Genomic DNA, 14,138 nt, shown 5'->3' with positions numbered 1-14,138 from the left:
CCACGCATTCATCGCACACGAACAGGATGGGACCGCTCGCAAACGCGCTCCCATCCTGTTTTTTCATAAAACGAGGCAGGGACACTATCGTGTCCTCGAGAAGTGGCATGGCCGCCCCCGGGTGCAGACCGTTCTCCAGGCCGCAGGCAGACTCAATCTAAAACCGTCCCCCCTTCCCGCCGAAGCCCCCTCTCTCGGCCGCCGCCAGCATGCTCCCCGCTCTCCTGTGGACTCGAGGGGAAATCTCGCGCCGTTGGTACATGTTTCGTCGCATGGGAGGAAAACCTCCTCAGTTTGGTACAGGTTTTGCCGACCCGTCCGAGTAGAGTTCCGACTCGGAGGACGGGACTCGCAGGTAAAGGCCTTGCCTTCGCGCCGTGTGCATTGCCCCACGCCGAAAACCTGTACCAAACTGAGGAGGTTTACATCGGCATCATGAGAACCTGTACCAAAGCGGCATCTTTCGACTTCGCGCGTGAGAAAAACGATGATGACCGCCGGGGCCTCCCGTGTCATGAAATGACTTGCTCCGCGCGCAGGAGAGATGACCTCCGATGTCTATCAGGCGCTCCAAGCACACGGGCTTGTCCCTGCGTGCAGGAGAGATGGATTCCGGCCACACGAACGAAGCGTAGACAGCGTCCAGCGCAGCCCCAACAGAGAAACGCACCATGCTGCCGCCCCGAGGCGACGCACAATGCTATCGGCTCACCAGATGGATCCGGCTCGCATCGAAGTGCAGACCGAGCACGTCGCCCTCGTGCGGCAGGTCCGCCTCGGCCGCATCGGCCGTGTTCACCTTCCACGTGAGGCGGCTCGGCGCGTCGGACCGCGGGGCGTCGAGAAGCACCACGCGCTCGAAGCGGGCGTCGCTCACGCGAGCGACATGCAGCCTGAAGCTGTTCCTCCCCGAACCGTCCCTATTCCGGTCAAGATGAATATGGGAGGCCCGGATCCCCAGGTAGGCGACATCATCGGGCACCGTCTCCCCCATCTCGAAGGTCATCCCCCAGTCGAGGGCGCGCACGCTCGTGGGCCCGACCTTCTCAGCGGCGCTCGTGTTCTTGCAGCCCGTGAGACGCAGGGCCGCGAGGGTGCGCGGATGTCCGACCACCTCGTCGACGCTGCCGACCTCCTCCACGTGCCCGTTGTGGAGCACGCAGATCCGCTCGCAAAGGCGACACGCCTCGTCGATGTCATGGCTCACGTAGAGCACCGTGCGTCCGGCCACCGCGAAGAGGTCGAGCATGCTCTGCTCGAGGGTGTTCTTTAAGAAAGAGTCGAGCGCGCTCATCGGCTCATCGAACATGAGGATCCCCGGCCGCGCCGCGATCATGCGCGCGAGGGCCACCCGCTGCTGCTGGCCACCTGAAAGCGCCACCGGGTAGCGGTCGCCGAAGGACGCCATCCCAAAGATGGAGAGGCACCGCTCGGCCCGATCGCGGCGCTCGGCAGCCGTGAGCGAGCGGGCCATCCCGGCTTCGACGTTCTCGATCACCGTGAGGTTCGGGAAGAGCTGGTAGCTCTGGAACAGCAGGGCGCAGCGGCGCTCCTGCGGCGAGAGGTTCACGCCGCGTTCAGAGTCGAAGAACGTGACGCCGTTCACCACGATGCGGCCCTCGTCGGGGGTCTCGACACCGGCGATGCAGCGCAGCGTGATGCTCTTGCCGCAGCCTGAGGCGCCGAGCAGGGCCACGCGCTCCTCCCCCGCCTCGAGCTGGATATCCAGGTTGAACCCGGGAAACGCCTTCTTGATGTCAAGCGAGAGCGACATCACGCACCCCCTTCCCGATCGACGAGGCCGAGGAGGTCGCGCAGGGCGTCGCGGTCGATGCGCAGGGCGTCGCCGCCCGTCGCCTCGGCGCTGAGCGTGTCGCCCTGAGCTGCAGCGGCACCGCGGCCGCGGCGAACACCCGAGCGCCTTCGGTAAGTCTGCGAATGCGCCGTGTAGAGGTTGATGAAGAGGATCACCGCGAAGCTCATCGCGATGACGACGATGACCCAGAACAGCGCCACCCACGTGTTGCCGCCCATCCACTCGAAGTAGATCGCGATGGGGATAGTCTGCGTGATACCGGCGTAGTTGCCTGCGAAGAAGAGGGTGCAGCCAAACTCCCCCATCGCGCGGGCGAAGGCGAGCACGGCGCCGGCGGCGATGCTCGGCCATCCGAGCGGCATCATGAGCCGCCAGAAGATGCGCGCCTCGCTCCATCCAAGCGTCCGCGCCGCGTCGAGCATCTGCGCGTCCAGGCCCTCAAAGGCACCGAGGGCGGTGCGGTAGACGAGCGGGAAGGACACCACCACGGCGGCGATCACGGCGGCGGGCCAGGTGAACACGAGGCTGATGCCGTGGGCGATGAGCCAGCGCCCAACGCCGGTGGACTGGCCGAACAGCATCAGCAGCAGGAAGCCGCAGACCGTGGGCGGCAGCACCATGGGGATCGTGAAGACGGAGTCGAGCACGCTCTTGAGCCGGCCCGAGGTGCCGAACGCGCGCCAGGCGGCCACGAGGCCGAGGACGAGGGAGGCGGCGAGCGCGATCCCGCTCGTCTTGACCGAAACCCAGAGCGGCCGGTAGTCGATGGCGGCGAGGAAGGACGTCACCTGGTCGAGGACGCTCGGTGGTGCGAGCGTGCTCACCTCAGACGCAGGCACGATCTGGGCATCGTCGCTCCAAAGCGCCCCGTCACCGAGGTCGGCCGCGGCGATCTCCGTGCCCGGCGCGGCGCTGACGGTCGCATAGCGCTCGCCGTCCTCGCCGGCCACGTTGAAGCGGTAGGTGTAGGATCCCCGGACGACCTCCTCCTCGGTGATGGACTCCCAGGGATCCGATACGTCGGCGAGCAGCGAGCCGCCGAGCGAGCTGTCGCGATCGAGGTCGGTGATCATCTCGGTAAGCGCAGCGCGGTCATCGACGGAGGCGGGATCGAAGCCCGCGCGGGCGGCGGCTGCCGAATCGACCCACACGAGGACCCCGCCGGGCGTGCGCACGACGACGAGGGTCGAGCCTGCGGCAAGCGGGAACCGATATCCCGCAGGTTGGCCGTCGATGGCGCGGGCCGTCCCCTTGGCATTGCGCTCGAACCCGTTGAGGCCGAAGGAGGCGGAGCCGTTGAGGGCCGAGCCCGGTGCGGGCTCGAGCTCGGCTGCCGCGGCATGCACGGGCGCTGCGAGAGCCGCGAGGAGCATCAGGATGGCCGTGACCAGCATGGTCCCGCCCTGCATGAACCGCTTCCGCACCATCCGCCCCGCATCCCCTCTCATACCGTCGGTCAAAAACCACGGCCCCGCAGGCAGATGCCATGCGGGGCCGTGTGCATGCTGTTTAGGCGGAGAGCTCGAAGCCGTACTTGGCCCAGACCTTCTGCGCGCCGGAATCGGAGAGGCAGAAATCGAGGAACTTGGCGGCCTCGTCGGCATGGTCGGAGCTCGCGGTCACCGCGCCGGGGTAGACGATGGGCTTGTGCGAGTCGGCGGGGCAGACGAAGGCCTCCTCGATGCCGTCGTAGCGGTAGATGTCGGAGCTGTAGACGAACCCGGTGACGCAGTCACCCGTGGAGACGTACTTGGCGGCGGTGCCCACCTTGTCGGCGAGGGCGACCTTGTCGGCGATGCTCGCGGCGTACCCGCCGTCGTCACCCTCGGTGCCCGTGTAGAGACCCACGGAGGCGAGGGCCTGGTTGGCGTACTTGCCGGCCGGCACGGTCTTCGCGTCGCCGATGGCGATGCGGCCGTCGATCGAGGCGACGTCCTCGATAGCGGCAACCTGCACGTCGGCACCCTCGGCGCGGATGATCACGAGGTCGTTCGTGAACATGTCCGTGCGCGTGGAGTCGTCGACGAGCTTGCCCTCGACGGCCGTGTCCATCGTGCCCTTGGAAGCCGTGATGAGGGCGTCGGCGGCAGCGCCGGCGCGAAGCTGCTCGACGAGGTCGCCGGAGGCCTTGAACTGCGTGTCGGCGAAGGTGACACCGGTCTTCTCGGTGTAGAGGGCCTGCACCTCGGGCATGGCCTTCTCAAGCGAGTTGGCGGCGAAGACCTGCAGCTCGACGGAGGAGGTGGCGGAGGAGCCGGTGGATCCCGCCGTCGAGGAGTCGTTCGTTGACGCGGCGTTGCCGCAGCCCGCGAGGAGCCCGGCCCCGGCGACGGCGGCAGCCCCCGTGATCAGTGAACGGCGCGAGATGTTCATGGTGCTTCCTTCCCTTTGGATGCGCGGCACGCTTCCGTCGCGCGTTGGTACTGGTCAGAGATTATATTCCATTGAGAATAATGAGGACAAGTGATGGGAGAGAAGCGCGGCAACACGGCAGGGGGCGCAACGCGATCATCCTCTTCACGCGGCGCTGACCAGATGGTTTCCTCAGGGCCGCGTTGTGCGCCCAGGATGCCGAGAACTCGAAAACCGACGCCTGTACGACAGGCGTCAGTGGCCTCCGCCCGCCGTCATCTTCATCGCATGCTCGAGCTGGTCGGCGCAGCCCTCCCAGCTCTCCCGCGCCGCCTTGGTGGAGCCCGGGAAGTTGATCACGAGCACCGGGCCCCGCTGCATGCAGATGGCCCGCGAGAGCATCGCGCGGCGCGTCTTCGTCATGGAATATGCCCGTATGGCCTCGGCGATCCCCGGGACCTCCCGGTCGCAGACCGCGCGTGTCGCCTCAGGAGTCACATCGCGCAGCGAGAGGCCCGTGCCGCCGCAGGTCAAGATGATGTTCGCGCCGGCTTCATCGGCCGCGTGCACGATGGCGTCCCCGATGGCACGCACGTCGTCGGGCACCACCACATGTTCGACGACCCGCCATCCCGCCTCGGCGATGAGCGAGCCTAAGGCCGCGCCCGCCTCATCCTCCGTGAGACCGCGGGTGTCGCTCGCCGTCACGATCGCAAACCCGATGTCCATATCCTCCCCTTTCACTCCCATGCATTCTTGAACCGGTGCTAGAGCACCGTGCCCTCATCGATGTCCAGGCGGAGGCACGACACCTCGTCGCCCGCCTTGAGCCCCTTCGAGTCCTCGGCGATCTCGAGGAGGCAGTTCGCCGCCTGCATGGTTGAGAGCAGGGCGGAGTTCTGGCTGCGCGCCTCGGTGACCGTGAGCTCGCCGGTGGCCGCATCGCGCTCCACGCGGGCACGGTTGTAGAACCGCCGAGGACCGCGCTTGCGCACATCATGGGCGATACGGGCCGTCTGACGGGGCCTTGGGAGCACGGGATGCCCGAGCATCTTGCGGATGGCCGGCCGCGCGAGCATCTCGAAGCCGACGACAGCCGCCGCGGGGTTCCCGGAAAGCCCGAGGAAGGGTTTCCCGGCGAAGATGCCGAAGGTGATGGCCTTGCCGGGCTTCATCGCGATGCGGTCGAAGAGGACCTCGCCCTCGCGCTCGATGAGGCCTGTCACGAAGTCGTAGTCCCCCGCCGACGCGCCGCCGCTCGTGATCACGAAGTCGCAGGACGCGGCCGCACGGCGGATGAGGCCCTCGATCTCGTCCGCGTCGTCCGCAGCGATACCGAAGAACTCAGGCTCAGCGCCGGCGGCCACCGCAGACGCCATCAGGGCGCTCGAGTTCGAGTCGCGGATCTGACCGCGATCCGGGAGGTCGCCGGGGGCCACGAGCTCGGTGCCGAGCGAGATCACGCCGATACGGGGAGCGGTGTGCACCGGCGCCGTCGCAGCACCCGCCGAGGCCACGAGGCCGCATCCAGCCGGCGTCAGGACCTCGCCGGCATGCACGACGACCTCGCCCGCACGCGCCTCGAGGCCCGCCTCGCGGATGTTGTCGCCCACGCGCGCAGGTTCGGTGAAGGTCACCTGCGAGCCCTCGTTGCCGTCACCGCCCGAGACCGTCACGATCTCGTACTTCACCACGGCATCGGCGCCCGCCGGCACCGGAGCGCCCGTCATGATGCGCACCGCCTGCCCGGCCTCGACCGCACCTGCGAAGACATGCCCGGCCGCCTCATGGCCCACAACCGTCAGGGTCACCGGCTGGTCTGCGGAGGCCCGAGCGAGGTCGGCAGCGCGAACGGCGTATCCGTCCATCGCGCTGTTGGCGAATGGGGAGAGGTCGATATCCGTGACGATGTCGCGGGCGACCGGGAGCCCCTGGGCCCGCCAGACGGGCACCTCGATCACCGGGGTCGGCTCGATGTGGCTGAGGAGGATCGCCTGGGCATCCTCCAACGGCAGCATGTTCTCAGGCATTTCGGTCCCCTTTCACCGACGGCGCATGCGGTTCTCGCATGAGAATATCCTCGGACAAGTATAGTGCGTCATGTTTCCGACAACGGTGCGGGATCCGGCGATGGGCGGCGCTGATGCGACGGCGTGGGGCCAAGCGACCTGGGGGCGAAGCTGTGCGACAGGCGTCTTACAGGGCGGGAGGCTGCGTGGACGCGGGAGCCGCCGGGGAGTCGTCAGCGTTTGAACCGGCCTGCTTCCCGACAGTTGCCGGAGCGGGAGCCTGCGATCCGTCGGCAGCGGGCTCTTCGGATGCGACGGCGCTGACCGCGGCGTGCGCATCGGCCACGGCGGCGGCCCGCTCGGCGAGGACCTCCTCAACCGTGTGCTCGGCGTCGACCGAGAGGGAACGGCGCTTGGGCGTGACAATACGCTGGGCGGGATACACGCCGCGATGTCCGGCGACGAGGTACGCGATGAAGGTCACGGTCACAATATAGGGGGTCGCCGCGCCACCGAACATGTCGATGCCGAGCATGATGGCCGTGACGGGCACGTTCAGCGCCGCGCCGAAGACGCCGACCATGCCGAGGGCCGCGGGCAGCGTCGGCTGCATCCCGGCGACCGTCCCCAACCAGCCCCCGAGGGATGCGCCGATGTCGAAGAGCGGCGTGACCTCGCCACCCTGGAAGCCTGCGCCGAGGGTCAGGGCCGTGAGCCCGAGCTTCGCCGCCACATCGAAGGGGTTGGATGTGCCCGCAAACCCGGCCTCGACCATCCACTCGGAGAGCCCGCCGAGGCGCTGCAGACCTGTCACGACGAAGACGGCGAGAAGCACGGCCGCGCCGATGAGGGCGCGCACCAGGTAGTGAGCAGGGATGCGTGCGTAAAGGCGCTTGACCTCGCGGATGGCGGCCGAGAAGAGCCGGGCGACGACACCGAAGACCACGCCCGCTGCGACTGAGAGCGCGATCGTGCGCATGTCGAGCGCCGGCACGCTGGGGATCATCTGGAAGGCATGACCGACGCCGAGAGCGCGCGCGACGGCGTCCCCCGTGAACGAGGCGACCAGGCAGTAGAGGGCCACACTGTACTCGAGCTTGCCGACGAAGCACATCTCCATGCCGAAGAACGCCCCGGCGAGCGGGGTGCCGAAAACGGCTCCGAACGCCGCGGAGATGCCCGCGAGGAGCAAGTCGTGATGGTCGTACCGGTTGAGGTGGAAGGCACCGCTCACATTGCTCGCGATGGTGCCGCCGATCTGCACCGCCGTGCCCTCTCGGCCTGCCGATCCGCCAGCCAGGTGCGTGGCGACGGAACAGGCGAAGGTCAGGACCGCCATGCGCGCATGGATCAGGCGGCCGGTGGTGGCGCTCTCGATCACCAGGTTGTTGCCCCTCGAGGCCAGAAGGCCGTGCTCGTGGTAGAGCCATGCCGTCGCGACACCCACCACGGGAAGCAGCAGGAACAGGAGGGTCTGGCCCTCACGGGCCTCGGTCACGAGCTTCAGCGAGGTGAGGAAGGCCCAGGCGGCGGCGCCCATAAGGACGGAGACGAGCAGGACCAGCATGAGCAATCGCGCGCTCTCGCGCAGGTTCCTGAGGTCACGTGTGGTGTCAAGCCTGAAGCGGGCACCGCTCGCGCGCAACGGCGCGGGAAAGGACAGGCGGGCGCGGTGCGCGGCGCTATCAGGCGAAGACGATGGCACCGGTCTCACCGTCCATGCTCTGGATGCGGGCGAGGCTCTCCACGCGGTAGCCGCGGGAGCGCAGGCGGTCTCCCCCGCCCTGGAAGAGCTTCTCGATCGCGATGCCGATGCCCTCGACATGCGCCCCCGCGAAATCGCAGAGCCCGATGAGGCCCTCGAGCGCGTACCCGTTGGCTAGGAAGTCGTCGAGGATCAGGACATGGTCGTCGGGCGACAGGAACCGTCTGCCGACGATGACCGGGAACTCCCTCTGCTTGGTGTAGGAGTAGATGGTTGTGGCGTACTGATCGCCGTCGAGGTTGATGGACTGGGCCTTCTTGGCGAAGACCACGGGGGCGTTGCCGAAGTGGCGCGCCGCGACGCAGGCGATTCCGATGCCCGAGGCCTCGATGGTGAGGATCTTGTTGATGGGGGCGTCGGCGAAGAGCCGGGCCCACACGGCGCCCATGTGATCGAAGAGCTCCGTATCACACTGGTGGTTCAGGAAGGCGTCGACCTTGAGCACCCCCTGGGGTTTGACGATCCCCTCCGCGACGATGCACTCCTCGAGCTCCCTCATGACGCAGCTTCCCCCTCGTGGTACGCGGCCGTTGCATTTCAGTCAAGCAGGATACCACGGTCACCGCGCAGCCGGGCCGGTGTTGGGTTGTCCTCGGTGGGCGCGTCCGTTTACCATAGGGGCAGCGCCTGCGGGCGGTACCAGACACCATGCGCGAAAGGACCGGTCATGGCAAAGAAGAAGACCATCATCCAGGAGTTCGGCGAGTTCATCAGCCGCGGCAACGTGCTCGACCTCGCGGTCGGCATCATCGTCGGCGGCGCGTTCACCGCCGTCGTGAACTCGCTCGTGACGAACCTCGTGCAGCCGCTCATCTCGTTCGTCACCGGCGGCGCCGCCGGGGTCCCGGGGCTCTCGATCGACCTTAACGGGAACATCCTCGATTTCAGCGCCTTCATCTCCGCGATCATCAACTTCCTCATCACCGCGGCCGCGGTGTTCGCGATCGTGAAGAGCGTGAACTCGTTCCGCCAGATGAAGGATGCAGCGGCGGCCAAGGCCGGGCTCGCGAAGAAGGTCGCCGAAGAGGCGGCGCCGGTGATCCGCACCTGCCCCTATTGCAAGAGCGACATCGCCGACGACGCCACGCGCTGTCCGCATTGCACGGCCAAGCTGCCCGGGTACACGAATCCCCAGGAGTAGGGGCGCATACGCCGTTGCATCAACCGTCACCGCAAGGCGAGTCAGAGCCGCAGCGCGGTTAGGTCAAAAGGGACCGGACGCCCGGGCGTTCGGCCCCTTTTTGTGCCGTTAGATAGAGGAAGGTGCGTGCTCAGTCGCGTGAGGGACGCGATGGAAGCGGTCGGCTCACCTGCCTAGTAGAAAATGTCAGATCTGAGTCCATACATGGCACGAGGAGCCCGTTTTCATGTGGCTGCCTGGCCTGAGCGCCCATTGCTCCTCTTAATTAGATAACACATTCGTAATATCGTATGATTTGTTGAAGACACTTCGAGGCGTGTCGGTCTGAAACGACTCAGATCTGACATTTTCTACTAGCGCGACTCAACCTCATAAATATGCGTTTCCAATATTTCAATAATTAATGATATTTATACATAAAAATGAAATCATAGGAAACTTGGGGCCGGAGACGAGTCCATAGGCTGCCGGACTAGCAAATCCCATAGCAAACTGGAGCCCGCAGAAACAATGCGATCAGCTTTCTGTGTGCAGGACACAGCTACGATTTGTCAATAAGAGGCGGGCAACACCAAGAAAGAGATAGAGAACGAGCCGTCCCTAGAACTCAGCGAACTGCGCCGGACCCACAACGGCATCACCGCGTCCCGCGAGGAGCTCGCGTAAGGAACTGAGGAAGGCCGCCTCCTCCTCCGCTCGAAACACCAGGTGCAGTGCGATGTCAGCAGCGTACTCGGTCCCTGCGACCTTTCCACCGCAGCGTGAGGCCAGGTCGAGTACCCGATCGTAATCTGCATACGGAAGCCTCAGGTCAACCGGGACCACGCTCGTCATCTCGACGAGCCCGCCGGTGGCACGGGCCGTTTCGATGGCCGCCTGCGCCGCGGCCGTGTAGGCGCGGACGAGCCCGCCCGGGCCGAGCAGGGTCCCCCCGAAGTATCGCGTGGTCACACAGGACACGTCCCGAAGGCCGGCGCCCCGCAGGGCCTCGAGGGTCGGAAGGCCGCTCGTGCGCTGCGGTTCGCCGTCATCGCTCGCCCGCTCGCGGCCATCCGCGAGGATCCAAGCGGGGACGTTGCGCCGGGCGTCGTAGTGCCGGGCGCGCACCTCGACGAGATGCTTGGCAGCGCCCTCCTCCGACTCGATGTGCGTGAGATGGGCGATAAAGCGGCTGCGCCGGTCCTCCACCTCGCCGGTGACCTCGAGGCCCGATCGCACGGTGACATAGCTTCCCATCGGCCCTCCTCGGGTCGGCGGCGCCGCTGTTGCGGCGCGGGAATCCTCAAAGAAGCGAAGCGGGCCGATAAGCCGGGTTCTGTCGCGGACGATCATTTATCTTGCCCGTGCGTCACCGCACGGTTCTTCGCACGCTACCCGAACGCGGGCCGGGCCGACCCATCGCGTTCCTATTTGCGCTTGCTCCGGATGGGGCTTGCCAAGCCGCCGTGTTGCCACGACGCTGGTGGTCTCTTACACCACCGTTTCAGCTTTTCCCTTAACAGTCACCCGCCAGTGGGAGTCTTCTTTTCTGCGGCGCTTTCCGTCGGATCACTCCGCCCGGCCGTTAGCCGGCATCCTGCCCTATGGAGCCCGGACTTTCCTCACGCCCGGATGGGACGGGCCCATCGGGTCGCGCGACCGTCTGGCCCGCTTCGCGAAGGGCATTGTAGCACGCACGGGGACGGCGAGTGGTTTTCCACCGGTTCTCGATGAGCGCACTCGGCATCCTGGAGCGCACCGGTCGACGAAACGGATAACCGCAAGCCAAGAGCGGGTCGCCCCTGAACGCAACAATGCCGTCAGACAACCTGCTGAAACGGGCCCTGCCGGAAGCGCGCCCGGCGACCGCAGACGGCCTCAGCTGTTCGCCATCACCACGTTCTCGATGGTCTCGGCGACGCCCTCCATGCTATCGGCGGTGATCTCAAGGAAGGTGTACACGTCGCGCCAGGAGATGACCGTCAGGGTCTCGAGCGCGGGATCCGTGTGCAGCTCACGCATGGACTCGATGTAGATGCGGTCGCACTGCTCCTCGATGGCGTTGACGGCCACCACCTGCTCACGCAGGGTCTTCGACCGCTTGAAACGCGGCAGCTCGCGCACGAGGGCGGCCAGGCTCTCGGACCCCTCCACGAGCTTGCGGGCCATCTTCAGGGCGCTCGGGCGGATCTCCTGCACATTCGTGAAGTAGATGCGGTGGAGGACCCCCTCGAGGTGATCGGTCACCGCGTCGAGGCGCTCGGCCAACGTCGCGATGTCCTCACGCTCGATCGGGGTGATGAAGGCCGTGACCAGCGCATCGGAGATCTCGTGGTTTCGTTCGTCGCCCTCGTTCTCAAGGGCGTGCATCCGCTCCAGGGCACCGTCGATCGCCGCGGGATCGAAGTTCTCCATGATGTCGAGCAGCAGTTTGGCCGCGCGGTTGGCGATATCCGCGCAGGCGATGAAGGTGTCGAAGTAGAACTCGTCGGATTTCTTTGCCATAAGTGTCCCCCTCGTGAACGGTCAGGTCGGATGCGCGTCGCCGCGTCAGAAGAACAGGATGAAAAGTCGCGCCATGAGGAAGCTGATGAGGCCGCAGCCCGGGAAGGTGAACACCCAGGTGAGCATCATGTCCTTCACGACGGAGAAATTGATGGCCGAGAGCCGCTTGACCGCGCCGACGCCCATGATCGCGCTCGTCTTCACATGCGTCGTGGAGACGGGGATGCCGGTGAGCGTCATGGCCAAGAGCGACAGCGAGCTTGCGAGATCGGCCGAGAACCCCTGGTACTTCTCGAGCTTCACCATGTCCATTCCCACGGACTTGATGATGCCCTCACCGCCCACCGAGGTACCCACGCCCATCATCGTCGAGCAGAGCAGCATCAGCCACACGGGGATGATCACGCCCTCCACGCTCGGTTGGCCGTTGGCGAAGGCCATGCCGAGGAAGAGGACCCCGATGAACTTCTGGCCGTCCTGGGCGCCGTGCATGAAGCTCATCGCCGCGGCGCCGAATATCTGGGCGTACTTGAAGAAGACGTTGGCCCGCCGGCGGTCGAGACTCGCGCAGAGCACGGTCACGGCCTTGCAGACCACGAAACCGAAGATGAAACCGCCCACCAGCGAGAGCACGAGGCCGTAGAGGACCTTGGCCCACTCGTCCATGTTCACACCGCCCGCGCCGCCGAGCGCGATCGCGGCACCCGTGAGACCGGCGATCAGGCTATGGCTCTCGGAGGTGGGGATGCCGAACTTCGCCGCGGTCACGCTGTAGACCACGATGGAGAACAGGGCGGCGCAGAGGGCCACGAGCGCCATATGCGTGTCGGCGCCGAAATCGACCATGTTGGAGATCGTGGAGGCCACGCTCGCGTTGATGTGGGTCATGATGAGCACGCCGAAGAAGTTGAAGACGGCGCTCATGATGATCGCCGGGCGGACGCGCATGCAGCGTGTGGTCACGCAGGTTGCTATGGCGTTGGGGGCATCGGTCCAACCGTTGACGAAGATGACGCCGAGGGTGAGGGCGACGGTGATGGCCAACATGGGCGATGAGAGCACCTGCTGGACAAAGTACGCGAGCGAAACGTCCAAAATCGATCGCTTTCTTCTCATGACGGCCGCCGTACATGCGGAAGCCACCCATCGGCAGACAACCGACAGGATAGCATTAACAGATAGCTGACACTCTCCATACCCTTTAATTACTGTGTAAGGTGTATGTAAGGTATCAAGGCCCTGCGATGAGATATGCCTCCCCCNCGCGGTCGGCGAGCTGGGCCTGGGCGTCGGCGAGCTGCTGCTCGGTGGCAGTCAGGCGGCCCTTCAAGTCGACGATCTTGTTGAGCATGGCGTCGACCTCGGAGGAGATGCGCTCAAGGAACTCATCCACCTCGGTGGGATCGTAGCCGCGCTTGGCCTCTGAGAACTGCTGGGCCTGGATGTCTGCGGGGGTGATGGCCATGTTGCCGTCCTTTCATCGCATGGGTGCGCGGGAGGCGCGATCCCACTTGTTAACCGACCAGGATACCGATGATGATCCGCTCCAGAACGTTCAGGGCGATGATCGCCACGACCGGCGAGAAATCTATGCCCCCGAACGACGGGATGATGCGGCGGAAGAGGTTCAGATACGGGCCCACGATGGTGTCGAGGGCACGGGAGAGATCATCGAGAAACGACTGGCTGCGCCGGGGAAACCAGGAGAGCAGGCAGTAGACGATGATCAGGATGTTGTAGAAGTTGAACAGCAGGTTGACGAACTGGATCAGGGTGTACGAGTTCACAAAGGCTCCTATTTTTTCAGATAACCGTCTTGGCGGAGCTTTGCGAGATCGGACTCCTTGATCTCACAGCCCGCGGGCAGCACGATGAACACGCGGTCACCGACCTCGCGCACGGTGGCGCCGAGCCCGCAAGCGAACCCGTAGCTGAAATCGAGCACGCGCTTGGCCACCTCAGTGCGGACACCCGCGAAGACGAGGGCGACCGGCTGCTTGGTGCGCACGCGGCGCACGACGGTCTCGACATCGTCATAGCTCTCAGGACGGAGCACGTACGCCGGCAGCTGGGGCGTGCCGTTGACAACCGCGTTCATGCGCGCGGACGTGGCGTCGGCGGCAGAGGGCGCGGGCTGCGTGTGGACGGCCTCGGCGTAGCTCGAGGGCGTGTCATAGGCGCCAGGACGGTATCCCGACTCCTGGCCGCGCGCAGGCGGGTTATAGGTCGCGGCGTGACGGTCCGCATCCCCGACGAGCTCGCCAGAGCGCGTGTACACGGCGATGCTCTCGGCCTCACCGCGGCGGGTCTGGCCGAGCATGCCGCTGCGGGGCTCCTCCTGATAGGACCTCCCCTGCGCGGCACCGTAGGCGTCAGCCGTCTGGTAGGTTGCGTCGCCGTAGGCGTCAGCCGGCAGGTCGTCGTCGTAATAGCCGTCGTCGTAGCCGTCGCCCTCGGTGCCGTAGGCATCCGCATCGCGGTTGGCGCCGAACGGCAGCCTGCTCTTGATGCTGTCAAGGAAGCCCATACTCCCCGCCTCTCTGTTCTGCGTTTCAATTGCGTTCTGCAGGG

At 65.8% G+C, this 14,138-nt stretch carries 13 protein-coding genes, 1 other RNA gene and 1 pseudogene; 1 reads left to right on the top strand and 14 read right to left on the bottom strand.

The genetic code is table 11. From position 1 onward, the window contains the following. Nucleotides 1-700: 700 nt before the first annotated feature. The 7 genes from CAP13_RS03620 to CAP13_RS03590 all read right to left on the bottom strand — a co-directional run bounded on the left by CAP13_RS03620 (nt 701) and on the right by CAP13_RS03590 (nt 8,441). Complete coding sequence (locus CAP13_RS03620; protein ID WP_085830264.1) at nt 701-1,774, bottom strand: sulfate/molybdate ABC transporter ATP-binding protein; 1,074 nt, start codon at nt 1,772-1,774, stop codon at nt 701-703. Next, nucleotides 1,774-3,225 (bottom strand): molybdate ABC transporter permease subunit, encoded by a 1,452-nt coding sequence (gene modB, locus CAP13_RS03615; protein ID WP_245798889.1) that lies wholly within the window; start codon nt 3,223-3,225, stop codon nt 1,774-1,776. Before modB ends, CAP13_RS03620 begins: the two co-directional genes overlap by 1 nt. A gap of 100 nt (nt 3,226-3,325) precedes the next feature. Next, nucleotides 3,326-4,189, bottom strand: a complete 864-nt coding sequence (gene modA, locus CAP13_RS03610) for a molybdate ABC transporter substrate-binding protein (RefSeq protein ID WP_085830263.1) — start codon at nt 4,187-4,189, stop codon at nt 3,326-3,328. Between the two features lie 234 nt (nt 4,190-4,423). After that, nucleotides 4,424-4,897: a MogA/MoaB family molybdenum cofactor biosynthesis protein gene (locus CAP13_RS03605; protein ID WP_085830262.1), complete on the bottom strand. Its 474-nt coding sequence runs from the start codon at nt 4,895-4,897 to the stop codon at nt 4,424-4,426. 38 nt (nt 4,898-4,935) lie between these two features. Next, complete coding sequence (locus CAP13_RS03600) at nt 4,936-6,198, bottom strand: molybdopterin molybdotransferase MoeA (protein WP_085830261.1); 1,263 nt, start codon at nt 6,196-6,198, stop codon at nt 4,936-4,938. Nucleotides 6,199-6,364: 166 nt separating this feature from the next. Further along, the gene (locus CAP13_RS03595; protein ID WP_245798888.1) at nt 6,365-7,882 is read right to left on the bottom strand and encodes a chloride channel protein; all 1,518 of its coding nucleotides are present in this window, start codon (nt 7,880-7,882) and stop codon (nt 6,365-6,367) included. After that, entirely contained in the window at nt 7,863-8,441 is a 579-nt protein-coding gene (locus CAP13_RS03590) for a xanthine phosphoribosyltransferase (RefSeq protein WP_085830259.1), read from the bottom strand. Before CAP13_RS03590 ends, CAP13_RS03595 begins: the two co-directional genes overlap by 20 nt. A gap of 168 nt (nt 8,442-8,609) precedes the next feature. Here CAP13_RS03590 and mscL point away from each other — a divergent pair, with 168 nt between their 5' ends. Further along, nucleotides 8,610-9,083 (top strand): large conductance mechanosensitive channel protein MscL, encoded by a 474-nt coding sequence (mscL, locus tag CAP13_RS03585; RefSeq protein WP_085830258.1) that lies wholly within the window; start codon nt 8,610-8,612, stop codon nt 9,081-9,083. A 600-nt stretch (nt 9,084-9,683) separates the two neighbouring features. Here mscL and CAP13_RS03580 read toward each other — a convergent pair. The 7 genes and pseudogenes from CAP13_RS03580 to sepF form a co-directional block, all read right to left on the bottom strand. Beyond that, nucleotides 9,684-10,319 carry an IMPACT family protein gene (locus CAP13_RS03580; RefSeq protein ID WP_085830257.1) on the bottom strand — a complete coding sequence of 212 codons (636 nt, stop codon included), beginning with the start codon at nt 10,317-10,319 and terminating at the stop codon, nt 9,684-9,686. Nucleotides 10,320-10,371: 52 nt separating this feature from the next. After that, nucleotides 10,372-10,737, bottom strand: an RNA gene (gene rnpB / locus CAP13_RS03575) — RNase P RNA component class A. A gap of 203 nt (nt 10,738-10,940) precedes the next feature. Then, nucleotides 10,941-11,567 (bottom strand): DUF47 domain-containing protein, encoded by a 627-nt coding sequence (locus CAP13_RS03570; RefSeq protein WP_085830256.1) that lies wholly within the window; start codon nt 11,565-11,567, stop codon nt 10,941-10,943. A 45-nt stretch (nt 11,568-11,612) separates the two neighbouring features. Further along, nucleotides 11,613-12,614, bottom strand: a complete 1,002-nt coding sequence (locus CAP13_RS03565) for an inorganic phosphate transporter (protein ID WP_245798887.1) — start codon at nt 12,612-12,614, stop codon at nt 11,613-11,615. 223 nt (nt 12,615-12,837) lie between these two features. Continuing rightward, a pseudogene (locus tag CAP13_RS03560) lies at nt 12,838-13,032 on the bottom strand (DivIVA domain-containing protein); the annotation flags it as partial. Between the two features lie 49 nt (nt 13,033-13,081). Continuing rightward, a complete protein-coding gene (locus tag CAP13_RS03555) occupies nt 13,082-13,354 on the bottom strand; it encodes a YggT family protein (protein ID WP_085830254.1) in 273 nt (90 codons plus the stop codon). 8 nt (nt 13,355-13,362) lie between these two features. Next, nucleotides 13,363-14,094, bottom strand: coding sequence for a cell division protein SepF (sepF, locus tag CAP13_RS03550; RefSeq protein ID WP_085830253.1), 732 nt, complete (start codon nt 14,092-14,094; stop codon nt 13,363-13,365). Nucleotides 14,095-14,138: the final 44 nt, after the last annotated feature.

It is taken from the genome of Collinsella vaginalis (assembly GCF_900176655.1).
GTDB classification, from domain to species: domain Bacteria; phylum Actinomycetota; class Coriobacteriia; order Coriobacteriales; family Coriobacteriaceae; genus Collinsella; species Collinsella vaginalis.
Note: the sequence above shows the minus strand (reverse complement) of the source record. Positions and strands in the feature narration are given on the sequence as shown.

Bases quoted from the DNA above. Each gene is read 5' to 3' on its own strand.
- CAP13_RS03620 (WP_085830264.1), bottom strand. From the start codon at position 1,774: ATGTCGCTCTCGCTTGACATCAAGAAGGCGTTTCCCGGGTTCAACCTG.
- CAP13_RS03590 (WP_085830259.1), bottom strand. From the start codon at position 8,441: ATGAGGGAGCTCGAGGAGTGCATCGTCGCGGAGGGGATCGTCAAACCC.
- CAP13_RS03580 (WP_085830257.1), bottom strand. From the start codon at position 10,319: ATGGGAAGCTATGTCACCGTGCGATCGGGCCTCGAGGTCACCGGCGAG.
- CAP13_RS03605 (WP_085830262.1), bottom strand. From the start codon at position 4,897: ATGGACATCGGGTTTGCGATCGTGACGGCGAGCGACACCCGCGGTCTC.
- modB (WP_245798889.1), bottom strand. From the start codon at position 3,225: ATGCAGGGCGGGACCATGCTGGTCACGGCCATCCTGATGCTCCTCGCG.
- modA (WP_085830263.1), bottom strand. From the start codon at position 4,189: ATGAACATCTCGCGCCGTTCACTGATCACGGGGGCTGCCGCCGTCGCC.
- mscL (WP_085830258.1), top strand. From the start codon at position 8,610: ATGGCAAAGAAGAAGACCATCATCCAGGAGTTCGGCGAGTTCATCAGC.
- CAP13_RS03570 (WP_085830256.1), bottom strand. From the start codon at position 11,567: ATGGCAAAGAAATCCGACGAGTTCTACTTCGACACCTTCATCGCCTGC.
- CAP13_RS03600 (WP_085830261.1), bottom strand. From the start codon at position 6,198: ATGCCTGAGAACATGCTGCCGTTGGAGGATGCCCAGGCGATCCTCCTC.
- CAP13_RS03565 (WP_245798887.1), bottom strand. From the start codon at position 12,614: ATGTTGGCCATCACCGTCGCCCTCACCCTCGGCGTCATCTTCGTCAAC.
- sepF (WP_085830253.1), bottom strand. From the start codon at position 14,094: ATGGGCTTCCTTGACAGCATCAAGAGCAGGCTGCCGTTCGGCGCCAAC.